This is a genomic window from Bacillus sp. 3a, from assembly GCF_017161885.1.
Lineage (GTDB): Bacteria > Bacillota > Bacilli > Bacillales > Bacillaceae > Bacillus > Bacillus safensis.
In genome coordinates, this window is record NZ_CP067376.1 from 457,380 (window position 1) to 483,738 (window position 26,359).

The window sequence follows — 26,359 nt, forward strand, 5'->3', positions numbered from 1 at the left end:
CGAGAAGAAAAGCTGCTGTGCACTCACACAGCAGCCATTTTAGATTGAATTAATACGTTCTTACCGGAAGAATCAATTGCAAGATAGAATCATCATTCGGCGTACGCAGCAGGAACGGTCTCATTGCACCAGTGAAGCTTACATGAATATCTGTTCCCTCTAATACTTTTAACGCATCCAGCATATATTTTGGACTGAAGGAGATTTTAAGATCTTCCCCTTTAATGTCATCTGCTTGAACCGTCTCCACCACTTTACCGATCTCAGGTGAATTAGAAGAGATTTCAAGGCTTTGTTCAGGATCAGCTGACAGTTTCACGACATTATTACGTCCTTCTCTTGCCAAAAGTGATGCCCGATCAATGGCTTGAAGGAACTCTTTCGTGTTGACCACGACATCCGTTTTACTTTCTTGCGGGATCAGACGGGCTGTATCTGGATAATTTCCATCCAGCAACCTTGAGAAGAACAGCACGTTTTGTGCTTTAAAAAGAACTTGGGTTTCTGTAATGACGATGCTCACAAGATCTTGTCCATCATCAAGAATTTTACTTAGCTCAGTTAAACTCTTCCCTGGAATCACGACATTATACGAACTTTCCTCGTTAATATCTAACTTCGCTTTTCTTAATGCAAGACGGTGGCTATCCGTTGCTGTGCATATTAATTCACCTTTTTCCACCTTCCAGTTTACACCTGTCAAGATAGGTCGTGTTTCTGAGGTGGACACTGCAAAAACAGTTTGACGAATTAAGTTTTTAAGCAGATCTGTCGGAATTTGAAATGCATGATGCTCTTCAATTTGTGGAAGATGCGGATATTCTTCAGCATCTAAGCCGTTTAAGTTAAATTCCGCTGAACCAGAGCGGATGATCGTCAGGTGATTTTGTTCTACTTCAATTTCGACAGTAGACATAGGCAGTTTCTTTACAATTTCACTAAAGAAGCGGGCTTGAAGCACAATACTTCCCGGACGATCAATGGTGATAACCTCTAAATCTCCATCTCTTTGAGGAATGAAAGATTCAATTGAGATATCAGAATCGCTTCCTGTTAGAGAAACCCCTTCATCAGACGCAACAATTTTAATCCCTGTCAAAATAGGAATCGTTGTTCTAGAGGATACGGCCTTTAATACATCTTGGACACTTTGGACAAGACGATCTTTTTGAATCGTGAATTTCATAGTGGTCCTCCTAAATTTTCTTAATGACATGTATATATATTTTATTAATAAAAATCGTAGAAGTAATAGTAGGGCTTGTGAATATGTGGATAAGTCGAGAAAAAGAAAGGAAAGACAGCCTATCCACATGTGGACAGACTGTGTATGACTATGCTCTAGTTATTCACATTTTCCCGTACTCATTATATCAGCTTGGTTATTTTAATTGTTCTTTGATCTCTTTGACATGCTGCTGAAGCTGTTCATCTTCAACAATTAATTTCGAAATCTTCTCATGAGCATGAATGACAGTCGTATGATCACGACCGCCAAATTCTTCTCCGATTTTAGGCAGAGAGGAATCGGTCATTTCTCTAGAGAGGTACATGGCAATTTGTCTTGGATAAGCAACTGACTTTGTACGTTTCTTTGCTTTGAAATCCTCTAATCGAATATTAAATTGCTGCCCTACAATTCTTTGAATATCTTTAATTGTAATGACCTTAGGCTTTGATGAAGGAATGATGTCTTTTAGCGCCTCAGCTGCTAGATCTGCATTAATGTCTTTATTAATTAAAGATGAGTATGCAACGACACGAATCAAAGCACCCTCCAGCTCACGAATGTTGCTGTCGATTTGATTGGCAATGTACAGCATGACTTCATTCGGAATGTCTAAGCCTTCTGCTTTTGCTTTTTTTCGCAGGATCGCGATACGCGTTTCTAGATCTGGCGGGGTAATGTCTGTAATTAAGCCCCATTCAAATCGAGAGCGTAATCTGTCTTCAAGTGTCGGAATTTCCTTCGGAGGCCGGTCACTAGAAATGACGATTTGCTTACTTTCTTCGTGAAGTGTGTTGAATGTATGGAAAAACTCTTCTTGTGTTTGTTCTTTTCCTGCTAAAAATTGAATATCATCTATCAAAAGCACATCTACATTCCGATAGCGGTTACGGAAGTCGACAGCCTTGTTATCTCGGATTGAGTTGATAAATTCATTAGTAAATTTTTCAGATGATAGATAGACCACTTTGGCTGATGGATTATGGTCGATCACGTAATGACCAATCGCATGCATCAAGTGAGTCTTTCCTAAACCAACGCCCCCATAAATAAAAAGCGGGTTATATGCTTTTGCTGGTGCTTCCGCGACTGCAAGTGAAGCGGCATGAGCAAAACGGTTGCCTGAACCAATAACAAAAGTATCAAATGTATATTTTGGATTCAGCATATTTTGTGGAATGTCAACGGGCTCTTCTTTAGACATTTTTTTGATAGGAGACTTTGGCATGGCTTCCTCTTCATCCTGATTTTGAGGAATAATAAATTTAATGCTGAGCTCTTCACCTGTTAGTTCATAGATGGTATCAGCAATTAAGTGAAGATATCTTGACTCTAGCCAATCTCTAGCAAATTCATTAGGTGCCGTAATTGTAAGCGTATCTCCCTGAAGAGAATGGGCTTTTGTCGATTTCATCCACGTCTCAAAACTGGGTTTGCTCAATTTTGTCTCTATTTTTTGAAGTGCTTTATTCCACAGATCCAAAATATTTTCCATAAGGCTTCTCCCCCCTCCTTTTCTTTTTAAAATGACCAGTATCAAACTGTTATAGAACACGAAAAAGAGCAAATGGTCATCACCATTCGTGCACATACATTGTTGAAAACAATTAATATAGTAGAAAAACGTCTTTTCGACAAATTACACAAGCTGTGGATAAACAATTCAACAGGCTGTGTAATAACTTTCCACAGGTTATCCACAAATTGTGGATAATATAAATGGGCCAGATAAGTAATTAAGAGTTAAAACACAAATATAATATCAAAATAAACAAGATGGTGCAATGGGTGTCACAAACTTATCCACACACTTTACATCCTGTTGAAAAATAATTATCCACATCGGTTATTTGTGTGAAAAAAATGTCGATAATGGGTGTGGATAGTCTAAATATGCCGGAAAAATATCCACATTCTTGTTTTGAAGGTCTTTTAGGAGGAAAAAAAGAATAAAATGCTGGAAACTAAAAAAGAAGGTTTCTTCGTTTGATAACTTATGTTATGCTTATAAGGTTGATAATAAGAGTTTTATCATTGATATTGACAATCGATGGGTTACACAAATATAATGAGTTAGACTGTCTTAAACAGCTATTCCTCAGGGAGGTGTCATAAATGAAAAGAACGTTTCAACCAAATAACCGTAAGCGTAGTAAAGTTCATGGCTTCCGCAGCCGTATGAGTACTAAAAACGGACGTCTAGTTTTAAAGCGACGCCGCAGCAAAGGTAGAAAAAAATTATCAGCTTAGGCCACTGAATAATGTCAGTGGTCTTTTTTACATAAAATCGTAAATGAACTGTCAGTTTTTATCGGAGTGGAAGAAAACATGAAGAAGCGAAACAGGCTAAAAAAAAATGAAGAGTTTCAAAAGGTGTTCAAAAAAGGTCAATCAATGGCAAATCGCCAATTCGTTATTTACCAGCTGGATCAGCCAAATCAAGTTGAACTGCGTCTAGGATTGTCTGTCAGTAAGAAGATTGGTAATGCAGTGATTAGAAACCGAATAAAACGTCTGATCCGTCAGGTGTTTTTAGAGGAAGGCCATAAGTTAAAGCAAGAAAAAGACTACATTGTCATTGCACGAAAACCAGCGAGTGAATTGACCTTTGAAGAAACAAAGAAGTCTCTCCAACATTTATTTAGAAAATCCGCTGTTTATCAACAACAACCGAAAAAGTCTTCGTAATAGAAACTTTCGTTGAATCAATTTTTAAAAGCGCTTCCTTCATCTAGTGAATTAAAATGAAACCACCACTTTGCAAAGAAAAAATGTTACCATACTGATTAGGTGAGTCACTTTCTTAATCAATTCCAACTTAAATAAAGTTTGAAGTAATGGGAGGAATCTTGTTGAAAAGGCGATTATTACTAATATTTAGCTTGATTGGCGTATTGGTTTTATTGGCAGGATGTACACAGATCAATGAACCAATTACATCAGATAGTAAGGGATTCTGGAATTCTTATATTGTTTACCCGCTATCTCAATTAATCACGTACATGGCAAACTTAACTGGTGAAAACTATGGTGTAGCGATTATTATTGTGACACTATTAATTCGCTTGCTTATTTTACCATTAATGATTAAACAGTTAAGAAGTACAAAAGCGATGCAAGCATTACAGCCTGAATTGAAAAAGCTTCGTGAAAAATATAGCTCTAAAGATCAAAAAACACAGCAGCAGCTTCAGCAGGAAACAATGGCTCTTTTTCAAAAAAATGGCGTCAATCCATTAGCAGGCTGTTTCCCAATTTTAATTCAAATGCCAATCCTTATTGGTTTCTATCATGCAATTATGAGAACAGCAGAAATTAAAAAGCATACATTCTTATGGTTTGACTTAGGCAGCCCAGATCCATTGTTCCTATTACCTATTATTGCGGGTGTAGCTACTTTCATTCAGCAAAAGCTGATGATGGCTGGAAATCCTTCGGACAACCCTCAAATGGCTATCATGCTATGGGTGATGCCGATTATGATCGTTGTGTTTGCAATTAGTTTCCCAGCAGCACTTTCATTGTACTGGGTTGTAGGTAACATTTTCATGATCATTCAAACATTGGTGATTAAAACACCTCAAGTAAAAGTTGATACAAAAGAAAAAGCTGGCGGGAATAAAAAATGAAGGAAATAACTGCTGTCGGTCGCACAATCGAAGAAGCAGTAGATTCCGGACTAAAACAAATTCAGCTACTACAAGAAGAAGTAGAAATCACAATAGTAGATGAAGGAAATAAAGGGTTTTTAGGATTATTTGGTAAAAGACAAGCTGTGGTCAAGTTAGTAGAAAAGATAAATGCATTTAAATTAGCTACACAGTATTTAGATAAAATTGTTAAGTCTATTGATCCTAAAGCAAAAATTATTTCCAAACAGGAACCGAAAAAGATTTCTTACCACATTGATGGAGATAAAACGTCATTAATGATTGGAAAAAGAGGCCAAACACTGTACTCTTTAGAAACGTTGGTACAGCTAGTGTTTAATCGTTATTCTGATCAGTATCATCATATAACAATTGATATTGGCGATTATAGGAAGAAACGACAAGAAGCACTTGAACAATATGCAGTCAAAACAGCAAATCGGGTTTTAAAAACGAAGAGAAAGGTTCATTTAGAACCAATGCCTTCGAATGAACGAAAAATTGTTCATGATGCGATTGCTGCATTCTCTAAAGAACTTGCAACGGCATCTGAAGATACAGGCAGCAAACGTCATGTTGTGGTGCTGTATAAAAAATAGCAGAAAGACTAAGATTCGGCAAAGCTGGATTTTAGTCTTTTTTTATTGAAAAATTGCTTTTTATAGAGGATTCATCCTTTATTTCTAAAAAATGAGTGTGTGATATGGGTGCAAAACGCCAATTTAACAAGTAAGTATAGGGATCAGGGCGTTTAAATTTATTGGATTTAGGTGTAAGATGTGAAGACAAGTTCCAAACGTCGTTATTCACATGTGGATAAGTTAAGTGTTAAAATAGATAAGATGCAAAGCTGTGGATAATTAGATATGGGATACTTTCACTTCGCTTTCATTTATGGTATCTTTAAATTTTGGATTAAGCGTTTTTGATATAGAGATGGACAATGTCCATTTAATAGATAACAGACTGTTTATTAAGTAGAGAAAGAGGTGAATGAGTGATGGATACAATTGCAGCAATTTCTACACCGATGGGTGAAGGAGCAATTGCGATTATTCGTTTAAGCGGGCCTGATGCGGTACAGATTGCTGATCGGATGTATAAAGGTCCTAAGGAGAAAAAACTTGTATCGGTGGATTCACATACGATTCATTATGGTCATATTGTGGACTCTAGCACTGAGCAAGTAATAGAAGAGGTCATGGTGTCAGTATTACGAGCACCAAAAACATTTACGAGAGAAGACGTTATTGAGATTAACTGCCATGGCGGAATTGTAACGGTCAATAAAGTACTACAGCTTGCTTTAAGAGAAGGAGCAAGATTAGCGGAGCCAGGTGAGTTTACAAAACGAGCTTTCTTAAATGGAAGAATTGATCTTTCACAGGCTGAAGCGGTAATGGATTTGATTCGTGCAAAGACAGATCGTGCGATGAATGTAGCGATTACTCAAATGGAGGGACGACTCTCCGGTTTGATTAAACGACTTCGCGGTGAGATATTGGAAACTCTGGCCCATGTTGAAGTCAATATTGACTATCCTGAGTATGACGATGTTGAAGAAATGACGCATCGAGTTTTAGTTGAAAAGGCAACATCAGTGAAAAAGGAAATTGAGTCACTGCTAACGACTTCTCAGCAGGGGAAAATACTTCGCGAGGGCTTATCCACTGTCATTATTGGAAGACCGAATGTTGGGAAGTCTTCCTTGTTGAATAGTCTTGTACAGGAAACAAAAGCGATTGTAACGGATATTCCTGGCACAACGAGAGATGTCATTGAGGAGTATGTAAATGTTAGAGGTGTACCGCTTCGTTTAGTCGATACTGCGGGTATACGTGAGACGGAGGACATTGTTGAGCGTATAGGGGTTGAACGATCTAGACAGGTCTTAAAAGAAGCTGACCTGATTTTACTTGTGCTCAATTATAGCGAGGAATTGTCAGAAGAGGATATCAAACTATTTGAGGCCGTCTCAGGCATGGATATCATCGTGATCGTGAATAAGACAGATCTTGAGCCTAAGCTTGATATCGAAAAGGTCAAGCAGTTAGCGAAGGATCGTCCAGTGGTTACTACATCATTATTACAAGAAAAGGGGATTGATGAGCTCGAAATTGCGATTCAATCATTATTCTTCACGGGTTCAATTGAAAGTGGAGATTTAACGTATGTAAGTAACACAAGGCATATTGCCCTTCTTCAGGCAGCAAAACAATCCATTGAGGATGCTCTAGAAGGAATTGAAATGGACGTACCGATCGACATAGTTCAAATAGATTTAACACGCTGCTGGGAACAGCTGGGTGAAATTATTGGGGATGCTGTTCATGAAAGCTTGATTGATCAGTTATTCTCTCAATTCTGTTTAGGAAAGTAAAGGGAGGAACATAAGAAATGGGTTATGAAGCTGGCAATTATGACGTAATCGTCGTGGGTGCCGGTCATGCTGGAGTTGAGGCTGCTCTTGCTTCTGCAAGACAGGGCGCCAAAACACTTGTATTGACTATCAACCTCGATATGGTTGCTTTTATGCCATGTAATCCGTCCGTAGGCGGCCCCGCAAAAGGGATTGTCGTCAGAGAAATTGATGCTCTAGGCGGAGAAATGGCACGAAATATAGATAAGACGCATATTCAAATGCGCATGCTGAATACGGGGAAAGGACCTGCTGTCCGTGCGTTAAGAGCGCAAGCAGATAAGTTCCAATATCAGCATGAAATGAAAAAAACAATGGAAAATGAACCAAACCTGACAATGCTGCAAGGTATGGTAGATCATTTAATTGTAGAAGATGATGAATGTAAAGGTGTTGTTACTCAAACGGGGGCGAACTATCGTGCAAAGTCTGTTGTATTAACGACAGGGACTTTCTTAAAAGGCCGCATCATTTTAGGAGACTTATCGTATTCAAGTGGTCCAAATAACCAGCAGCCTTCCATTAAATTATCGGATCATTTAGCAGAACTAGGATTCGATTTGGTTCGCTTTAAAACAGGAACACCTCCTCGAGTGAATAGCCACTCGATTGACTATAGTAAAACAGAAATTCAACCAGGTGATGATGTCCCGCGGGCATTCTCTTATGAAACGGTTGAATATATTACTGACCAGCTGCCATGCTGGTTAACATACACGAGTTTAGAGACTCATCAAATTATTGATGAGAATCTTCACCGTTCTCCAATGTATTCAGGTATGATTAAAGGAACTGGCCCTAGATACTGCCCGTCCATTGAAGATAAAGTGGTTCGTTTCAATGATAAACCGAGACATCAAATTTTCTTAGAGCCAGAAGGTCGTAATACGCAGGAAGTTTATGTTCAAGGATTGTCTACAAGTCTTCCGGAGGATGTACAGCAGCGCATGCTTTCAACCATCCCAGGACTCGAGAATGTTCAAATGATGAGAGCGGGTTATGCCATCGAGTATGATGCGATTGTGCCTACTCAGTTGTGGCCTACACTTGAGACGAAGAAAATTTCTGGATTATATACAGCCGGCCAAATTAATGGTACGTCTGGTTATGAGGAAGCAGCAGGTCAAGGGATTATGGCAGGTATTAATGCAGGAAGAAAAGCATTAGGTAAAGAAGAAGTCATTTTAAGCCGATCTGATGCATATATCGGTGTTCTCATCGATGACCTTGTCACAAAAGGAACAAATGAACCGTACCGTCTCTTGACATCACGTGCTGAGTATCGTCTACTTCTACGTCATGACAATGCTGATTTAAGATTAACTGAACTTGGCTATCAAATTGGATTAATTTCTGAAGAAAGATTCCAAGCATTCCAGCAGAAAAAAGAAGCCATTGAAGCAGAGAAAAAACGTTTATATTCTGTCATCATTAAACCTACAGCAGAGACTCAAGAATTTATTCGTTCACTCGGTGGAAGTGAGTTGAAGGACGGCATTCGTGCAAGTGATTTAATGAAGCGCCCGGAAATGAATTATGAATCTGTTGTGAAATTAGCTCCTGCTGAAACACCGCTTCCTTCTGATGTGTGTGAGCAGGTAGAGATTCAAATTAAATACGAAGGTTATATTGAAAAGTCACTCCAGCAAGTTGAAAAACTGAAAAAGATGGAGAACAAAAAGATTCCTGATCGTATTGATTATGATGCCATCAAAGGGATTGCAACTGAAGCGAAACAAAAGCTGAAAGAAGTCCGACCGCTTTCTGTTGCACAGGCTTCTCGTATTTCAGGCGTTAACCCTGCTGATATTTCTATCCTTTTAGTATATTTAGAGCAGGGGCGTATTGCGAAGATAGCAGAATAGAAAGGATGTCGGCATGAACATTGAACAATTTACAGCAGCACTAGAGGAGAAAGGGATCACTCTTTCTCCTGTGCAGCTTGAACAATTTGAAACCTACTTCCGCATGCTTGTAGAATGGAACGAGAAAATGAATTTAACGTCCATTACTGAAAAGGAAGAAGTGTATTTAAAGCATTTTTATGATTCAATATCAGCAGCATTTTTTATTGATTTTCACAAAGTGACGACGATTTGTGATATTGGAGCTGGTGCTGGTTTTCCAAGCATTCCTCTTAAAATTTGTTTCCCTCATCTACATGTGACCATTGTTGATTCTCTTCAGAAACGAATTACGTTTCTCAATGAGTTAGCAAAAGGATTAAACTTACAAGATACTACTTTTTATCATGATCGTGCGGAAACGTTTGGACAACGTAAGGAAAAGCGTGAAAGCTATGATCTTGTCACTGCTAGAGCAGTTGCACGTTTATCCGTCTTGAGCGAACTATGTCTGCCTCTAGTGAAAAAGGAAGGATTGTTTGTTGCCTTAAAAGCATCTGCCGCTGATGAAGAAATGCAAGCAGGGAAAAAAGCTGTCACAGTTCTCGGAGGAGAGGTTGTTGAAAAGCATTCCTTTGTTCTTCCTTTAGAAGAAAGCGAACGGAACATCATTGTCATTGAAAAGAAAAAGCAAACACCAAAAAAATATCCTAGAAAACCAGGGACACCTAATAAATCACCAATAGAAGGTTGATCATGTAAAAGGTCGATTTTTCTTCAATATTTATGATTTTACAGAAGGAAAAAACATGAGAAAATAGAATTATAAAAAGGTAGTTTTTAAAGGTGGTGTAGGTTCATGAAGCATTCACTCTCACGCTTCTTCGGGCTTGGAGACAAAGAACATCCTGAGCGTGAAACCGAAATAGAGGCAGAGATTGCTGAGCATGATACATTAAAGGAAGAGATACAGGAGCTCCCGGTCGACACAATTATGCCAAACCGTTTTCAGCCACGCACCATTTTTTCAGAAGAAAAGATACAAGAGCTGGCCACGACGATTCATACCCATGGCATTATCCAACCGATTGTTGTTAGACCAACAGAAGAAGAAGGAAAATATGAACTGATCGCCGGCGAAAGACGTTGGAGGGCGGTACAGACTCTTCAATGGGAGAAAATCCCCGCTATTATAAAAGATTTTACTGATACGGAAACGGCATCTGTGGCATTGATTGAAAATTTGCAAAGAGAAGAGCTGTCTTCTATTGAAGAGGCTCATGCTTATGCACGTCTTTTAGAGCTTCATGATTTAACACAAGAGGCGCTTGCTCAGCGTTTAGGCAAGGGACAATCAACTGTTGCAAACAAATTAAGACTTTTAAAGTTGCCTGAAGAGGTACAACAAGCCATTTTAGAGAAAAAAATCTCTGAAAGGCATGCACGTTCACTTGTGCCCCTAAAGCTTCCGGAATTACAAATCGCGCTATTGCAGGAAATCATCGAAAAGCAGTTGAATGTGAAACAGACTGAAGAGCGTGTAGTGAAGATGCTTGAACAAAAAACGGATCGCAAACCGAAGCCAAAACGTAAGGCGTTTAGTCGTGATACACGAATTGCGATGAATACCATTCGTCAGTCTCTCCACATGGTAGAAGACAGCGGACTTAAAATAAATACCGAGGAAGAAGAGTTTGAGGAATATATCCAATTAACGATTCGAATTCCTAAATAGAAAAAAGCTGATGAGCGCCACTCGTCAGCTTTTTTTGTAAATCTTTTTATTATCATTTTGTTATCATTTGTTATTTACTGTTTGCTTTTGCAAATGAAATGATAAAATCATGATGAAACAAAGCGGTATGTCTAAAGAAGTGACTGTACAGCATTCGCCCCAAGAGGGAACGATCCACATAATGATTGCTGAAGCTGATCCGAAGAACTATGACTTGTGAACAAACAATAACCCAGCCTTGTGAGCAAATGCCGTACAATTGAATTTAGGCATCCAAAAAGATATATCAATATACTTTTCCGATGCGTTTTCATTCTTCCTTTTATGTACGAAAAGGCACATTCACTGACGAATTTATAATAGGGAAACAAAAAAAGCAAACGTTTCATACTTTTTTTGATAGAATAGAAAGTATGAATGAATGAGAAACTTGTTAAGTTGAAAGTGGGTGACATCGTGGGGAAAATCATAGCGATTACCAACCAGAAGGGCGGCGTCGGGAAGACGACAACTTCTGTTAATTTGGGTGCGTGTTTAGCATACATAGGCAAACGAGTGTTGCTGGTTGATATTGATCCGCAGGGCAATGCCACGAGTGGTATTGGGATTGAGAAGGCCGACGTAGAAAAGTGTGTGTACGATATTTTAGTTGATGATGCAGATGTTCTTGATGTGATTAAGACGACAGAGGTCGAAAATCTTGATGTCATTCCTGCGACAATACAGCTTGCAGGGGCTGAAATAGAGCTTGTGCCTACAATCTCACGGGAAGTGAGGCTGAAGAGAGCACTTGAATCTGTTAAGCAGAATTATGATTATATGATTATTGACTGCCCGCCATCACTTGGACTGCTGACGATTAATGCGTTAACTGCATCCGATTCCGTTTTAATACCAGTTCAGTGCGAATATTATGCGCTTGAAGGATTGAGCCAATTGTTAAACACAGTTCGTCTCGTGCAGAAACATTTAAATACCGATCTTGCCATTGAAGGTGTCTTGCTGACAATGCTTGATGCCCGAACAAACCTTGGGATTCAGGTAATCGAAGAAGTGAAGAAGTACTTTAGAGATAAAGTCTATCAAACCGTCATTCCGAGAAATGTGAGGCTGAGTGAAGCGCCTAGTCATGGAAAGCCGATTATCTTGTATGATCCACGTTCAAGAGGTGCAGATGTCTATTTAGACTTAGCAAAGGAAGTGGATGCGAATGGCTAAAGGTCTTGGAAAGGGTATTAATGCACTATTTAACAATGTAGACTCAAATGAAGAAACGGTTGAAGAAATCAAATTAAAGGATTTGCGTCCGAATCCGTATCAACCAAGGAAAACGTTTGATGATGATGCATTGTCTGATCTGAAAGAATCGATTCAGCAGCACGGGGTTTTACAGCCGATCATTGTTCGTAAATCGATTAAAGGATATGACATAGTAGCAGGAGAACGCCGTTTCCGCGCAGCACAACAAGCTGGTCTGACAACAATTCCTGCAATCGTTCGAGAGTTTTCAGAAACACTGATGAGAGAAATTGCCCTCTTAGAAAACCTGCAGCGTGAGGATCTCTCTCCACTAGAGGAAGCGGAAGCATATGCTTCCTTGCTGGATCATCTAAGTGTGACGCAAGAGGAATTAGCGAAGCGATTAGGGAAAAGCAGACCGCATATTGCGAACCATCTCCGTCTGTTGACTTTACCGGATGACATCCAAAAGCTGATTGCAAATGGAACGTTATCAATGGGACATGGCCGCACATTGCTCAGCTTAAAGAACAAAAAGAAGCTGGCGCCTTTGGTAAAGAAAATTGTGGATGAGGGGTTAAACGTACGACAGGTTGAAAAACTTGTTCAGCAGTTAAACGAAAATGTTCCACGTGAAACAAAGAAAAAAGAAGCACCAAAGGATCGAGTGTTGAAAGAAAGAGAGTCTTTCTTACAAAACTACTTTGGTACTTCAGTGACGATCAAGAAACAGAAGAAAAAAGGGAAAATTGAGATTGAATTCCTCTCGAATGAAGATTTAGAAAGAATCCTTGAATTGCTTTCTACGAGGGAATCATCAGAGTGACCATCTTGATATGAGATGGTCTTTTTTATATTCTCCCAGTGATATTTTGAATAGGGGTGAAGAGAGACCGGCTTTTTTCTCTCGTCCAATCCATTTGGTCAATGTGAGATAGACTTTCAGAAAGTATATTGGCCATAGACATGACAAGATGAAGACGTGTGTTTTGGAGGACGAAGTATTCCATGAAACCACTCACATTGACGATCCCATTAATATGAATATCTCCTACCTCTGGCAGCTCCTTTTGCACACCAGCTCCAGGCTTTAACGGACCATCACCAATTTGGAAGGAACCGACACTTTTCACTCTTCCTAAACAGGCATCAACCGCTACAATAAACGGGTGTTTATGAGCTTGTTCAATTTCAGCGAGTTTTTCTTTTAAATTGACCGCATGCACTGGGTCAGAGAGTGTTCCATATACATGAAGCTTTTTCAAATCTAGACCTGAAAGCTTTGTACCAACAAGTGGACCTAGAGAGTCGCCAGTTGAGCGGTCTGTTCCAATACAGACGATGGCAACGGGTCTTTTTCCTGCTTTCTGAAGATGCGAGAATAAAATACTTTTAAGCTGTTGAATGGCGTTTGTATCCGTATGGGACACGTATTCTTTTACCCTATTTCTAAAAAAAAGACCGTTCTTGCTATTCATAGGTCTCACTTCCTTGTCATAGTAGTTAGTATCAGTATACGGAAACAAGCTTAATTCTATACCTATGAGGTGATGATTGTGTGGAAGGCTGGTTCAAGGTGGACGCTTTTAATTTTAGGAAGCTTAATAGGAGCGGGATATGCTTCCGGCCAGGAAATTTGGCAGTTTTTTGGCATTGATAGCGGACTAGCCATTCTACTGTTTACATTGATGTTTATGCTGTCTACCTATGTGGTGTTAAAAATCAGTTATGAGGTGCGTGCCGATCACTTTGTTCCAGTGCTGGAACGGCTTGTCGGTCCGTGGCTGGCTAAGGTGTATGACGTGTTAATTGTCCTATATTTATTCACGACAACGACGGTCATGATTGCCGGCGGCGGTGTGACTCTTGAGATGTATCATGTGCCTTTTTGGATTGGCATCGGCGCGTTTTGTTTGTTTTCATTTATGATTTTTTTCTGGGATGTGAAAGGGCTTTTATCTGTGAATGCTTTCATTATACCAATTTTGGTGGCGGGGCTCATCTATGCGTTTGTTTTTTATTATATGAATCATGATCATGTGTGGCGGATTGATTTTGGGCAGCAGTACAATTGGCCTGCCAGCATTGTCTTTGCTTCTTTGAATATATTATCTGTTGTGGCAGTGCTGTCTTCGGTTGGGAAAGAAATGAAGGGGCTCGGGGAAGCCAAAGTGGCGAGTATATTAAGCGGTCTTATTTTTGGTGTCATCTCGTATGTGTATAACGAAATACTAGTTGATATTTCTGGAAGCCTTTCATCAGAAGGAATTCCTTTGTTTACAGTATTAGAAGGGGCGCCGACTTCTTTGTTTGTGTTTATGACCGTTGTCCTTTGTCTAGCAATTTATACGACGACGGCAGCAGGTTTATTTGGATTATCAAGCCGGATGCTTTCTTTTGTACGAATGCCCCGCTGGCTGGTTGTATTGGTGATGCTTCTTTTGATGGCTCCTTTAACATCTCTTGGATTTGCTGATTTGATTGCTTTCTTGTATCCAATTTATAGTTTGTTGAATCTTTATTTGCTCGTCTGTTTAATGCTGTATCCGATTTTAAGTAAAAAGATATTTTCTTGTCCCAAAAATTATATTGATAAAACAAAATAAGCACCTCTCTTTTTTAGAGCTGTGCTTATTTGATCTGAATTGAATCAATCGCTTCTTTGATATCATCATAGACAGGCATTTGCTTGAGACGCTGGAGGCGATCCTCTAATTCTGAAATGGCCTGTCCCTTTAAATGCTGGGAAATGTGTTGTTTGACAATGGTCGTCTGGTTTATTATGTCTTCTGTTTTAGCCAATTGATACTCCAAGTGCACGCGAGTATTTGCTAATTCGTCGTGCAGCCGCATTTTGAGCAGCCGTTTTAGATCCTTTCGCTGTCCTTCTCTGCGCATGGCCTGAATGGCGGCAATTTCTTCTGGAGACTGTGTTTGTGTGTGTGGTGCCGATTGATTTTCGAATACAGACATGGAGCGGCGGGCACTCACATTTTGTAAGAAACGCTGGGCGTCACTAGGAGGCTTATTTTGATTGATCATGCGATGACTCCTTTCTTAATGAATACCCATTTGCATTGCAAGGCGTCTATCTGCCTTGGCGTAGTCATCACCCATTGTGTACATATGTCTTGAAAGAGCAGAAAGCTCTTGTTCGTAATCCCTCAGGGTGTACAAGGCATTCAGCTGTTTTTCGTGTGAATAAAAGGAGGAATGCGACTGTTCCATCCTCACTTCGTCTACCAGTGCTTCCACATCACTATGACTTAATAAATCATAGTGGCCAAAGCCTACGAGTCCTTTAAGCTCTTGTTTTACATGATGGACGGCGTCTTTTACACTTTCATCCATTCCATCGATTTTTTCAAATACAGTGTGCACTTCATGTTCAATAATGCTTTGCAGATCATAGGATGAATTTTTTAGTAAATGGGATTTTATGATAATTTCAAGTCCGCTTTGTGCATATGCACGTCCAGAATGAATTTCTTGCAGCAGCATGGCTGTAAAACTTGTATTATGATCAAGCTGTTCATCTAAAATACGGGCAGATCCATTCGGATGGAATGAATATCCATTTGCTTTGAATTCACCTGAAACGAGAGCTAAAAAAGCATTTGTATCAAAGGATTCGTTCCATTCTATATTCATAGATGCAAAAGCTGATTTTAAAAAGGTGTCAATTTCCCTTTTTTTGTATTTAACGGATTCTTGGACTGAGTCTTGCTGCCGTGGCGGTACGGTGTACTTGACTTGCCCAACTCCTTGATCATGACGATTGAGTAAACCGACGTAATGACTAGGCTGAATATATTCAGTCAACATGCGTTTATATTGACCTTGCTGCGCCTTTTGCTGAATCGAAGGCGACAGGATACTCCATATATTTGGGCTGTCAAAGGTAACGGCTTTTTTGACAGCTGGCTGTTCTGTTGCAACATAAGCACAAACAGCACCGGCAAGTGCTTGTCCAGTGAGATGGATACCTGCATTCGGATGCTTCTGACAGACTTTCTCTATGTATTCCTTCCCTTTAAAAAAGACATGGTCTTGATTGCCGTCAAGGGACTTTCTTTCAATTGGATAGGCATAGTCTGTTTTGAGCAATGACTGTGCCGCATTGTGTACATCTTGCTTAGATGTCACCCTCATTTGATGTGGCAGCGGACAGTGAAAAGCGACGATGAATTCATCTGATTGTTCCGGCTGCATCGTTAAACCATATAATTTTTGGTCGATCTTTAGAAAATCGTGGACAGTGAGTGTTTGCTGACCTATTTCTATCGTATGGTGCTGCTGGTAATTGTCGATATTTCCAGCATGATCGGATATGATTTTATATTCTTTATCAGTTAATCTATCCTTTCGATTGACCATCGTACCTGCTCCCTCACATAACATTTATGCAGATATCATAAATCAAAAAATATGGAAAAACCACCGCGTTCTACCAATAAAAACCTTTTGACCTACAGTGTTTGTGACAATATTGAAAAAAAACGGAGTTTAAGTAACTATTGGTCACAAATAAAATGATCTAAAAGGAGGGTTTTTTCTCTAAAAAAGAATAGGATGAACGATTGAAAGAGACTCTTTGTTTTGTGCATTGCCCTTCATCGCCGTTTTTTTGTACAATAGATTCAATGAAGTGAGCAAGGAGAGGTGAAGGCTGATGGCAGACAAAGCGTTTGGGTTACATGATGTTGTAGAAATGAAAAAGCCCCATCCATGTGGTGCCAATCGGTGGAAGGTCATTCGTTTGGGCATGGATATCCGTATTAAATGTGAAGGCTGCGGACACAGCGTGATGATCCCAAGAAGAGATTTTGAACGAAAAATGAAGAAAATTCTCGTCAAGCATGAGGAGCCAACTGCTTAAGTAGGCCTCATGCTTTTTTTATTAAATTTGTCTTTTCTATAGCAAAGCCAGGTGCATTTTCTCGTTTTGAAGCATTGATTTATTCTTTTTGACGATGTTTCTTCTATTGAAAATGCATGATGGTTAGCTTGTCTTTTCATGTAAACCTACTTATAATTGCTCTAGGTTCATATTACGCAGTATAACGAGCACGTTTGATATAGAGGAGATGAAAGAATGGCTTTAACAGCTGGTATTGTTGGCTTACCTAACGTCGGGAAGTCAACGCTATTTAATGCAATTACACAGGCTGGAGCGGAGTCTGCTAACTATCCGTTTTGTACTATTGATCCAAACGTCGGAATTGTAGAAGTTCCTGACGAGCGTTTACAAAAGCTAACAGAATTGGTGCAGCCGAAAAAGACAGTTCCCACTGCTTTCGAATTCACTGATATTGCGGGTATTGTCAAAGGTGCATCTAAAGGTGAAGGTTTAGGGAATAAATTCCTTTCTCATATTCGACAAGTAGATGCAATTTGTCACGTGGTTAGAGCTTTTGCAGATGATAACATTACACACGTAGCTGGTAAGGTTGATCCTGTGGCAGATATTGAAACGATTAATCTCGAATTGATTTTGGCTGATTTAGAAACAGTTGAAAAGCGTTTAGCTCGTGTGAGTAAGCTTGCAAAACAAAAGGACAAGGAAGCAGTAGCTGAATTTGAGATTTTGTCGAAGCTAATGAACGCATTTGAAGCTGGGAAATCGGCAAGATCTGTAGAATTTACTGATGAGCAGCAAAAGCTTGTGAAACAGCTTCATTTACTCACATCTAAACCAGTTCTTTATGTAGCAAATGTGAGTGAGGATGAAGTAGCGGATCATGAGGGCAACGAATATGTACAGCAAATCCGTGAGTTTGCTTCTGGTGAAAACGCTGAAGTTATCGTCGTTTGTGCGAAGATCGAGTCTGAAATTGCAGAGCTTGAAGGAGAAGAGAAGCAAATGTTCCTTGAAGAGCTTGGTATTAATGAGTCAGGTCTTGATCAGCTAATTAGAGCATCTTACTCTCTTCTAGGATTAGCTACGTATTTCACAGCAGGTGAGCAAGAGGTACGTGCTTGGACATTTAAAAAAGGAATGAAAGCGCCAGAATGTGCTGGAATCATTCACACAGACTTCGAGCGTGGATTTATTCGTGCTGAAACGGTTGCGTATGAGGATTTACTAGCTGGCGGAAGCATGTCTGCTGCTAAAGAAGCAGGAAAGGTTCGTCTAGAAGGTAAAGAATATGTAGTGAAAGATGGAGACGTCATTCATTTCCGTTTTAATGTATAGGTTCTTGTCATAGGCCAAGTAATTTGTTATAATATACAATTGTGAGTAATATAATTTATTGCTCCTTGCCCGTTTAGGGCCGCTTAGACCAAAAGGAGGTGCAATCAGATGAGAAAGTACGAAGTTATGTACATCATCCGCCCAACAGTTGACGATGAGGCTAAAAAAGCAGTTATCGAGCGTTTCAATAACGTGTTAACTTCTAACGGTGCGGAGATCACTGGAACAAAGGATTGGGGTAAACGTCGTCTTGCATACGAAATCAACGATTTCCGTGACGGTTTCTACCAAATCGTAAACGTTCAATCTGACGCTGCAGCAGTTCAAGAATTTGACCGCTTAGCTAAGATCAGTGACGATATCATTCGCCACATTGTTGTTAAAGAAGAAGTATAAATCATTGAAATATATATTTAAAGGTGGTCTTTCAATATGCTAAACCGTGTTGTATTGGTCGGAAGACTAACAAAAGACCCTGAGCTTCGCTACACGCCTAATGGTGCGGCTGTAGCCACGTTTACTCTAGCTGTGAATCGTACGTTTACGAATCAATCTGGAGAGCGTGAAGCCGATTTCATTAACTGTGTTACTTGGAGAAGACAAGCCGAGAACGTGGCTAATTTCTTGAAAAAAGGAAGTCTTGCCGGTGTAGACGGTCGTTTGCAGACAAGAAACTATGAAAATCAGCAAGGACAGCGTGTCTTCGTGACAGAGGTTCAAGCTGAAAGTGTTCAATTTCTTGAGCCTAAGAGCGGCGGTGCTGGTTCAGGTGGATACAGCGGCGGTGGCAATAGCGGAGGCCAGTATTATGGCGGTAGCCAAAACGATCAGAATCCATTTGGAAATGAACCAAGTCAAAATCCATATGGCAATCAAAACAACCAAAATCGTAATCAGGGAAATAGCTTTAATGATGACCCATTTGCGAACGATGGTAAACCGATTGACATCTCCGATGATGATTTGCCATTCTAATTGATCTGAAAAAATGACTAAAGGAAAGGTGTGAAAACAAATGGCAGGTGGACGCAGAGGCGGTCGTGCGAAACGTCGTAAAGTATGTTTCTTTACTTCTAACGGTATCACGCACATCGATTACAAAGATGTTGATCTTCTTAGAAAGTTTGTTTCTGAGCGTGGTAAAATTTTACCTCGTCGTGTAACAGGAACTAGCGCTAAGTATCAACGTAAATTGACTTTAGCGATCAAAAGATCACGTCAAATGGCATTACTTCCATACGTTACTGGTGAGTAAGTCGTTGACTTAAAAAGCGGAGAGCCCCGAGCTCTTCGCTTTTTTTATTTTCCTCACTGTGAATCTCATCTATTTTTGCTAGAGTTGTTTTTGACAGTCAACCGAAGGGAAGTATGTAAAAGTGACAGTTTATTCTATACAAATATGAGGTTGATCTGTCATATTGATAGTCTAGAAAATAATTGCAGTCAGGGCGTGGGAAGATGATTGAATTTAAAAAGGTATCGATGCAATTTTCTGATGAGCGCTATGCCGTTCAATCCGTTGATTTGGAGATTCAGAAAGGTGAGTTTTTTGTATTGATTGGACCTAGTGGTAGCGGGAAAACGACGACATTGAAAATGATCAATCGTCTCATTTCTTCTACAGAAGGTGAGATTTACATAAAGGGTCAAAAAATAAGTGAGTATGATATGTATGAGCTGCGCTGGGATATCGGTTATGTTTTGCAGCAAATTGCGCTTTTTCCTCATATGACCATAGAAGAAAATATTGCTGTGGTGCCAGAGCTTAAACAATGGAGCCGGAATGAGACCAATCAGCGTGTCGATGAACTCATGTTGATGGTCGGGCTTGATCCTGCTATGTATCGGCATCGAAAGCCAGCAGAGCTCTCTGGTGGACAGCAGCAGCGTGTCGGTGTGGCGCGTGCACTTGCAGCTGATCCTGAGATCGTCCTGATGGATGAACCTTTTAGTGCGTTAGATCCACTAACGAGGGAGAAATTGCAGGCTGATCTGCTTGATTTGCAGCGCCGTATACAAAAAACCATTGTTTTTGTGACGCATGATATGCAGGAAGCTATGAAGCTGGGTGATCGGATTTGTGTGATGAATGAAGGAAAAGTAGTGCAGATCGGACGTCCTGAGGAATTGGTTCAACATCCAGCCAATGCCTTTGTACAGGAGTTTGTTTCAGGGGCTGCCCGCCATGTGGGACATCAAGCTTTTGAGCTGGAAATCTTGGCACAACCGATAGCCCACGAAGCTCTTTTACCCTATGAGGCGGTCTCAGCACATGCCTCACTGGATGAAGTCTTGTCTCAATTGGCAAAGCACGAGGAATTGGCTGTTGAAAAGAATGGAGAGCGGATTGGACTAGTGAATCGTCAAGCAGTAATTCAGTATTTAGCTGATTCTCCTAAAGAGAGGGGCGAGTCACATGAATGATTGGACCCGTGTGTTATGGGAACGCAAAGAACAATTGGGACACGCCTTACTTGAGCATATTCAAATTTCTTTTATTGCTTTATTTTTAGCGATTTTGATTGCTATTCCATTAGGTATCTATTTAACGAGGGTTCCAAAGTTAGCGGAGTGGGTCATCGGGGTGACGGCCGTCTTACAAACGATTCCGTCGCTCGCACTTCTTGGCTTGTTGATTCCTCTCGTGGGGATTGGGCAAGTACCTGCGATTATTGCGCTTGTGGTCTATGCCCTACTCCCTATTTTAAGAAATACATATACAGGCATTCAGGAGGTTGATCCTTCTCTGAGAGAAGCGGCACAGGCCATGGGGATGAATCATCGCAAACGGTTATTAAAGGTAGAGCTTCCTCTTGCTATGCCAGTCATCATGGCGGGTATTCGAACCGGGATGGTACTCATTGTGGGGACCGCCACCCTGGCAGCACTGATCGGGGCTGGGGGATTAGGAAGCTTAATCTTGCTGGGAATTGATCGAAATGATATGTCTCTCATTGTCATTGGTGCGATACCAGCTGCCTTACTCGCTCTACTATTTGATGTGGTGCTGCGTACCTTTGAGAAAATTTCCTTTAAAAAGACTGTGATCTCTGTGACTGTTTTTACTCTGATTGCAGGAGCTGTTGTCGCTGCCCCCGTGCTGTTTCAGCAAGGAAAGAAGGAAATCACCATTGGCGGGAAGTTAGGATCAGAGCCTGAGATTTTGATCTCGATGTATAAGCTTTTAATTGAACAGGATACAGATATTCAAGTGAACCTGAAGCCCGGTCTTGGTAAGACGTCCTTTGTTTTCCAGGCTTTACGCTCTGGTGATATCGATATTTATCCTGAGTTTACGGGTACAGCGATTTCTGAATTCCTCAAAGAAACAGCAAAAAGCACAGATAAAAGAAAAGTGTATGAGCAAGCGCGGCGTGGATTGGAATCGTCCTTTCAGCTTCGCCTTCTTGAGCCCATGGCATACAACAATACGTATGCTTTAGCCGTGCCGCAGTCACTGGCTGATCAATATGAAGTGTCCAACATTTCAGATCTAGGTAAGATCAAAAACCGCATAAAAGCTGGATTCACCTTAGAATTTTCTGATCGTCAGGATGGGTATCGAGGCATTCAAAAGACCTATCAATTTTCCTTTGATGATGTCGTAACGATGGAGCCGAAGCTTCGCTATCGAGCGATTCAGAAAGGGGATATCAATTTGGTCGATGCGTATTCGACAGACAGTGAATTGAGACAATACAAATTAAAGGTGCTTGATGATGATCAGCATGTTTTCCCGCCATATCAAGGAGCACCGCTGCTCAGGCAGGAGACATTAACTGAATTCCCTGAGATTGAGACCTCTCTCAATAAGCTTGCGGGTCAAATCACAGACGATGAGATGAGAGAAATGAATTATGAAGTCAATGTGAAGGGGAAGGATGCATTTCAGGTAGCGAAAGCCTATTTAAAAAAGAAAAAATTGCTGCAATAATCCAAGGAAAAGCAGAGCTGTTTCATGCAAAGCAGCTCTGCTTTTTTAAAAGAAAAACAAAAATCATTGACTTTTACTTAAAAACATCATATCCTTAATTCGAGATAAATATATTTTTTTAATCTAATATCTCGAATTCGAGATAATATAAAGACATTAGTAAAGACATAATGAATAAAGGCTTGTTACTTCAAATAGGAGGTCATTAGAAGTGAAAAAAACAGAAGGAATTCACCATATTACAGCAATTGTGGGTCATCCTCAGGAGAACGTTGATTTTTATGCAGGTGTTTTAGGACTTCGTCTTGTGAAGAAGACCGTGAATTTTGATGATCCGGGCACATACCATTTATATTTTGGAAATGAAGGCGGCTCTCCAGGGACAATTATTACGTTTTTCCCTTGGCCGGGGGCACAAAAAGGTCAAATTGGTGCAGGGCAAGTGGGCGTGACGACATATGTCGTACCGACAGGCGCTTTCTCTTTCTGGAAGGATCGTCTTGAGCAGTTTAATGTCTCTTATGAAATGGTTGAACGCTTTGGTGAAGCTTTTCTCTCATTTGAAGATCCACACGGCTTATTGATTGAGCTAGTAGAGCGTGCGGAAGGAAAGCAAAACGAGTGGACATTTAATGGTGTCACACCAGATGTAGCCATTAAAGGATTTGGCGGAGCTGTTTTATTAACTTCGCATCCGGAGCAAACAATGCAGCTGCTAGAGCAAACGATGGGACTTGAACGAGTCGGAGAAGAAGGAGACTATGTGAGATTCCGTTCGTTTGGTGAAATAGGCAATGTCATTGATGTGAACATCACACCTGTTCCACGAGGACGTATGGGTGTTGGAGTTGTGCACCATATTGCATGGAGAGCAACAGATGATCAGGACCAATTAGATTGGCAAAGCCATATTGCACAAAGCGGGTATCAAGTGACACCTGTGCAAGATCGAAATTATTTTAATGCTATTTATTTTAGAGAGCTTGGCGGCATATTATTTGAGATTGCTACTGATCCTCCAGGGTTTGCACACGATGAATCAGTGGAAACAATGGGTGAAGCATTGAAACTGCCACCGCAATATGAGACGCAGCGCAGTCAGATTGAACAAATTGTACTGCCAATTGAAGTGAGAGAAGTTAAAGGGAAAGGAGATTCATGATGAAGCATCTTTTTCGAAAAGGAAAGAATGAACAAAAACCTGTGCTGTTATTACTGCATGGAACTGGCGGGACGGAAGAAGATTTATTGCCGCTTGCACAGATAGTAGATCCTGATGCATCTGTTCTTAGTGTGAGAGGGAATGTATTAGAAAACGGCATGCCGCGTTTTTTCAGACGTTTGGCAGAGGGTGTATTTGATGAGCAGGATTTGATTGAGCGTACAGAGGAACTATATACATTTATCGGCGAAGCAGCTGATGAATATGGGTTTGATCGTCACAATGTGGTGGCTATCGGATATTCCAATGGGGCAAACATTGCTGGAAGCTTGTTATTCCATTATGGGGATGCTTTAAGAGGAGCTATCCTGCATCATCCAATGGTTCCAAGACGCGGGGGTTCGTTGCCTTCATTAGCGGGGAAACAAGTCTTTATAGCAGCTGGTGAAAATGACCCAATGTGCCGTCCAGAGGAATCACAGGAGCTGGAGCAATTGCTCCAGAGTGCAGGCGCATCGGTTACACTTCATTGGGAAAATCGCGGACATCAGCTAACGAGAGAAGAAGTCGATGCTGCGGCTTTATGGTATCGTCGTCAATTTTAAATAAGGTGGGGAATACAGGTGGGATTTTTACAGAAGCTTTTTGGGCAAAACAAACAAAAGGAGCTGGAACAAATGGAAAACGTAAAATTAGCGATTATTTATTATAGTTCAACAGGTACAAACTATCAGATGGCGAAATGGGCTGAAGCTGGAGCAAAAGAAGCTGGCGCAGAGGTCAAAGTATTAAAGGTTGCTGAATTGGCACCAGAAGCAGTTGTCGCTTCAAATCCAGCATGGAAAGCACATTTAGACGAAACAAAGGATGTGCCAGAGGTTCAATTAAGTGATTTAGAGTGGGCAGATGCCATCATCTTTAGCATGCCGACACGTTTCGGTAACCTGCCAGCTCAAATGAAGCAGTTCTTAGATACAACAGGCGGCTTGTGGTTCCAAGGTAAATTGGCAAACAAAGCAGTCAGCGCGATGACTTCAGCTCAAAACGCAAATGGCGGACAGGAGCAGACGGTTCTCAGCCTATATACGACGATGTTCCACTGGGGAGCCATTATTGCCGCTCCTGGATACACAGATGATTCCTTATACGGTGCAGGGGGCAACCCTTATGGCGTAAGTGTCACTGTTGACCAAAATGGAAAAATCCAAGAGGATGCAGAAGCAGCTGTGAAACATCAGGCAAAACGTACAGTCAATGTGGCAGAATGGATCAAAAAAGGTCAAAACGCTTAATAGATGTATACAAAAAGAATGCAGCCTCGCCGCTGCATTCTTTTTTTCATTAATAAGGATCTGATGGTGTGCTGTTGTTGATGGCTTCGTCCACGGCTTGAGCAGCACCTGTAGAGCCGATAGGTCCACTTGGCTGTTCTTGTTTAAAGGCTTTTAAGCCGTCAGCGACACGCTTTCCGTAATCGGGGTCTGCTTTTGTAAAGTTTTCAATCATTTGGTCTTGAATGTCCTTTTGACATGTCGCAAGAGTATTGACTAAGTTCTTAATCAGTTCCTCACGCTCCCAATCATTAAAACGGCGATACGTTTCTCCCGCTTGTCCAAAATTGTTTGGGCGGTCAATGGCTTCTCGTTTGACTTCACCCTCTACAAAAGGCGTATGATCCTTTCCATCCTGTTTGGCTTCTTTTAATCCTCCGAGGATCGATGGCTCATAATTCACATGGGGATTTTGGCCTTTGCCTTGATCGACATGGTATTCCATTTGACCGTCTCTCTGATTGGTGGCGACATGCTTTTTCGGTGCATTGATCGGGAGCTGTAAATAGTTTGGCCCTACACGATATCGCTGCGTGTCAGAGTAGGAGAAGGTACGGCCTTGAAGCAATTTATCATCTGAGAAATCTAAACCGTCTACGAGTACGCCAGTCCCAAAGGCAACCTGCTCGACTTCTGCGAAATAGTTTTCTGGATTTTTGTTTAATACCATCCGTCCGATTGGTTTCCATGGATAGTCATCCTTGTACCAAAGCTTTGTCGGGTCTAGCGGGTCAAAGTCGAGGTGAGGGTGGGCATCATCTTCCATGATCTGTGCATATACCTCCCATTCAGGATAATCTCCTTGCTCAATCGCTTCATATAAATCCTGTGTGGCATGGTTAAAATTTTCTCCCTGGATCGCTTGCGCCTGTTCTTGGGTCAGGTTGCGAATGCCTTGTTTCGGTTCAAAATGATATTTAACCAGCACCGCTTTTCCTTCATGGTTGACCCATTTGTACGCATGGACACCTGAGCCTTGCATGTGCCGGTATGTAGCTGGGATGCCCCATGGTGAAAAGAGAAATGTCACCATATGCGTCGCCTCAGGTGATTGTGAGACAAAATCAAAAATACGCTCGCCGTCCTGACGATTGGTGACAGGATCAGGCTTAAAGGCATGAACCAAATCAGGGAACTTTAAAGCATCTCGAATAAAGAAAATTTTCAGGTTGTTCCCTACAAGATCCCAGTTGCCTTCCTCTGTATAAAATTTAATCGCAAACCCTCTCGGATCGCGTAATGTTTCTGGCGAATGACCGCCGTGAATCACAGAAGAAAAACGAACGAAAACAGGCGTCTTTTTCCCTTTTTCCTGAAACAATTTTGCCCTCGTATAGGTGGAGATGGGTTCATCCCCGAATGTGCCGTAGGCTTCAAAGTAACCGTGAGCTCCGGCACCGCGTGCATGTACAACACGTTCAGGGATGCGTTCACGATCAAAATGACTGATTTTTTCTAGGAAATCGTAGTTTTCAAGCGTAGTGGGTCCTCTATTCCCAACAGTTCTCATATTTTGATTATCTGTTACGGGATGACCTTGCCGATTCGTTAAGGTTTCTTCTGACTCTGAAGATGATTTAGGCTGTTGATCTTCTTTCAATTCGAATCCCTCCTTCAATAT

At 40.8% G+C, this 26,359-nt stretch carries 27 protein-coding genes; 21 read left to right on the forward strand and 6 right to left on the reverse strand.

Features of this window, described 5'->3' with window-relative positions; genetic code table 11:
• Nucleotides 1-49: 49 nt before the first annotated feature.
• A complete protein-coding gene (gene dnaN, locus JJ692_RS02180) occupies nucleotides 50-1,186 on the reverse strand; it encodes a DNA polymerase III subunit beta (RefSeq protein ID WP_024424074.1) in 1,137 nt (378 codons plus the stop codon).
• Nucleotides 1,187-1,382: 196 nt separating this feature from the next.
• A complete protein-coding gene (gene dnaA, locus JJ692_RS02185) occupies nucleotides 1,383-2,723 on the reverse strand; it encodes a chromosomal replication initiator protein DnaA (protein WP_024424073.1) in 1,341 nt (446 codons plus the stop codon).
• A gap of 620 nt (nucleotides 2,724-3,343) precedes the next feature.
• On the opposite strand from dnaA, the gene rpmH reads away from it, so the two are divergent.
• From rpmH to JJ692_RS02235, 10 genes are all read left to right on the forward strand, one after another.
• Nucleotides 3,344-3,478, forward strand: a complete 135-nt coding sequence (rpmH, locus tag JJ692_RS02190; RefSeq protein ID WP_073208224.1) for a 50S ribosomal protein L34 — start codon at nucleotides 3,344-3,346, stop codon at nucleotides 3,476-3,478.
• A gap of 78 nt (nucleotides 3,479-3,556) precedes the next feature.
• The gene (gene rnpA, locus JJ692_RS02195; protein WP_024427652.1) at nucleotides 3,557-3,916 is read left to right on the forward strand and encodes a ribonuclease P protein component; all 360 of its coding nucleotides are present in this window, start codon (nucleotides 3,557-3,559) and stop codon (nucleotides 3,914-3,916) included.
• A 158-nt stretch (nucleotides 3,917-4,074) separates the two neighbouring features.
• On the forward strand, nucleotides 4,075-4,857 hold the full coding sequence (gene spoIIIJ / locus JJ692_RS02200; protein ID WP_087976621.1) for a YidC family membrane integrase SpoIIIJ: 783 nt from the start codon (nucleotides 4,075-4,077) through the stop codon (nucleotides 4,855-4,857).
• Nucleotides 4,854-5,477: an RNA-binding cell elongation regulator Jag/EloR gene (gene jag, locus JJ692_RS02205; protein ID WP_024424071.1), complete on the forward strand. Its 624-nt coding sequence runs from the start codon at nucleotides 4,854-4,856 to the stop codon at nucleotides 5,475-5,477. Before spoIIIJ ends, jag begins: the two co-directional genes overlap by 4 nt.
• Before the next feature lie 401 nt (nucleotides 5,478-5,878).
• Nucleotides 5,879-7,258, forward strand: coding sequence for a tRNA uridine-5-carboxymethylaminomethyl(34) synthesis GTPase MnmE (gene mnmE / locus JJ692_RS02210; protein ID WP_024424070.1), 1,380 nt, complete (start codon nucleotides 5,879-5,881; stop codon nucleotides 7,256-7,258).
• A gap of 17 nt (nucleotides 7,259-7,275) precedes the next feature.
• A complete protein-coding gene (mnmG, locus tag JJ692_RS02215) occupies nucleotides 7,276-9,162 on the forward strand; it encodes a tRNA uridine-5-carboxymethylaminomethyl(34) synthesis enzyme MnmG (RefSeq protein ID WP_024427650.1) in 1,887 nt (628 codons plus the stop codon).
• A gap of 13 nt (nucleotides 9,163-9,175) precedes the next feature.
• Nucleotides 9,176-9,895 carry a 16S rRNA (guanine(527)-N(7))-methyltransferase RsmG gene (gene rsmG, locus JJ692_RS02220; RefSeq protein WP_024424068.1) on the forward strand — a complete coding sequence of 240 codons (720 nt, stop codon included), beginning with the start codon at nucleotides 9,176-9,178 and terminating at the stop codon, nucleotides 9,893-9,895.
• 105 nt (nucleotides 9,896-10,000) lie between these two features.
• Nucleotides 10,001-10,876, forward strand: coding sequence for a nucleoid occlusion protein (gene noc, locus JJ692_RS02225; protein WP_024424067.1), 876 nt, complete (start codon nucleotides 10,001-10,003; stop codon nucleotides 10,874-10,876).
• Nucleotides 10,877-11,332: 456 nt separating this feature from the next.
• Nucleotides 11,333-12,094 (forward strand): sporulation initiation inhibitor protein Soj, encoded by a 762-nt coding sequence (gene soj, locus JJ692_RS02230; protein ID WP_008360890.1) that lies wholly within the window; start codon nucleotides 11,333-11,335, stop codon nucleotides 12,092-12,094.
• Nucleotides 12,087-12,941: a ParB/RepB/Spo0J family partition protein gene (locus JJ692_RS02235; protein WP_024424064.1), complete on the forward strand. Its 855-nt coding sequence runs from the start codon at nucleotides 12,087-12,089 to the stop codon at nucleotides 12,939-12,941. The genes soj and JJ692_RS02235 overlap by 8 nt, the downstream gene beginning before the upstream one ends.
• 25 nt (nucleotides 12,942-12,966) lie before the next feature.
• Here the strand turns inward: JJ692_RS02235 and yyaC are convergent, their stop codons facing one another.
• Nucleotides 12,967-13,593, reverse strand: a complete 627-nt coding sequence (gene yyaC / locus JJ692_RS02240) for a spore protease YyaC (RefSeq protein ID WP_044333170.1) — start codon at nucleotides 13,591-13,593, stop codon at nucleotides 12,967-12,969.
• Between the two features lie 72 nt (nucleotides 13,594-13,665).
• On the opposite strand from yyaC, the gene JJ692_RS02245 reads away from it, so the two are divergent.
• Nucleotides 13,666-14,721, forward strand: coding sequence for a YkvI family membrane protein (locus JJ692_RS02245; protein ID WP_133744941.1), 1,056 nt, complete (start codon nucleotides 13,666-13,668; stop codon nucleotides 14,719-14,721).
• 25 nt (nucleotides 14,722-14,746) lie between these two features.
• On the opposite strand, the gene JJ692_RS02250 is transcribed toward JJ692_RS02245, so the two are convergent.
• Complete coding sequence (locus JJ692_RS02250; protein ID WP_133744940.1) at nucleotides 14,747-15,157, reverse strand: hypothetical protein; 411 nt, start codon at nucleotides 15,155-15,157, stop codon at nucleotides 14,747-14,749.
• Nucleotides 15,158-15,172: 15 nt separating this feature from the next.
• Entirely contained in the window at nucleotides 15,173-16,492 is a 1,320-nt protein-coding gene (locus JJ692_RS02255; RefSeq protein WP_044333164.1) for a phage hydrolase, read from the reverse strand.
• 295 nt (nucleotides 16,493-16,787) lie between these two features.
• Here JJ692_RS02255 and JJ692_RS02260 point away from each other — a divergent pair, with 295 nt between their 5' ends.
• The 10 genes from JJ692_RS02260 to wrbA all read left to right on the forward strand — a co-directional run bounded on the left by JJ692_RS02260 (nucleotide 16,788) and on the right by wrbA (nucleotide 24,699).
• Entirely contained in the window at nucleotides 16,788-16,994 is a 207-nt protein-coding gene (locus tag JJ692_RS02260; protein ID WP_008347561.1) for a DUF951 domain-containing protein, read from the forward strand.
• Between the two features lie 216 nt (nucleotides 16,995-17,210).
• The gene (gene ychF / locus JJ692_RS02265; protein ID WP_024424059.1) at nucleotides 17,211-18,311 is read left to right on the forward strand and encodes a redox-regulated ATPase YchF; all 1,101 of its coding nucleotides are present in this window, start codon (nucleotides 17,211-17,213) and stop codon (nucleotides 18,309-18,311) included.
• Nucleotides 18,312-18,419: 108 nt separating this feature from the next.
• On the forward strand, nucleotides 18,420-18,707 hold the full coding sequence (gene rpsF / locus JJ692_RS02270) for a 30S ribosomal protein S6 (RefSeq protein WP_024424058.1): 288 nt from the start codon (nucleotides 18,420-18,422) through the stop codon (nucleotides 18,705-18,707).
• Between the two features lie 36 nt (nucleotides 18,708-18,743).
• Nucleotides 18,744-19,286 carry a single-stranded DNA-binding protein SsbA gene (gene ssbA, locus JJ692_RS02275; protein WP_007497456.1) on the forward strand — a complete coding sequence of 181 codons (543 nt, stop codon included), beginning with the start codon at nucleotides 18,744-18,746 and terminating at the stop codon, nucleotides 19,284-19,286.
• Nucleotides 19,287-19,326: 40 nt separating this feature from the next.
• Nucleotides 19,327-19,566: a 30S ribosomal protein S18 gene (rpsR, locus tag JJ692_RS02280; RefSeq protein ID WP_008359105.1), complete on the forward strand. Its 240-nt coding sequence runs from the start codon at nucleotides 19,327-19,329 to the stop codon at nucleotides 19,564-19,566.
• Between the two features lie 203 nt (nucleotides 19,567-19,769).
• Entirely contained in the window at nucleotides 19,770-20,735 is a 966-nt protein-coding gene (locus JJ692_RS02285; RefSeq protein ID WP_151863287.1) for an ABC transporter ATP-binding protein, read from the forward strand.
• On the forward strand, nucleotides 20,728-22,245 hold the full coding sequence (opuFB, locus tag JJ692_RS02290) for an osmoprotectant update ABC transporter permease/substrate-binding subunit OpuFB (protein WP_206534156.1): 1,518 nt from the start codon (nucleotides 20,728-20,730) through the stop codon (nucleotides 22,243-22,245). Before JJ692_RS02285 ends, opuFB begins: the two co-directional genes overlap by 8 nt.
• A gap of 211 nt (nucleotides 22,246-22,456) precedes the next feature.
• Nucleotides 22,457-23,407: a ring-cleaving dioxygenase gene (locus JJ692_RS02295; RefSeq protein WP_206534157.1), complete on the forward strand. Its 951-nt coding sequence runs from the start codon at nucleotides 22,457-22,459 to the stop codon at nucleotides 23,405-23,407.
• Nucleotides 23,404-24,012 carry an alpha/beta hydrolase gene (locus JJ692_RS02300; RefSeq protein ID WP_206534158.1) on the forward strand — a complete coding sequence of 203 codons (609 nt, stop codon included), beginning with the start codon at nucleotides 23,404-23,406 and terminating at the stop codon, nucleotides 24,010-24,012. The genes JJ692_RS02295 and JJ692_RS02300 overlap by 4 nt, the downstream gene beginning before the upstream one ends.
• A 72-nt stretch (nucleotides 24,013-24,084) precedes the next feature.
• Nucleotides 24,085-24,699 (forward strand): NAD(P)H:quinone oxidoreductase, encoded by a 615-nt coding sequence (gene wrbA, locus JJ692_RS02305; RefSeq protein WP_034283654.1) that lies wholly within the window; start codon nucleotides 24,085-24,087, stop codon nucleotides 24,697-24,699.
• A 49-nt stretch (nucleotides 24,700-24,748) separates the two neighbouring features.
• On the opposite strand, the gene katX is transcribed toward wrbA, so the two are convergent.
• The gene (gene katX / locus JJ692_RS02310; RefSeq protein WP_406846203.1) at nucleotides 24,749-26,359 is read right to left on the reverse strand and encodes a catalase KatX; all 1,611 of its coding nucleotides are present in this window, start codon (nucleotides 26,357-26,359) and stop codon (nucleotides 24,749-24,751) included.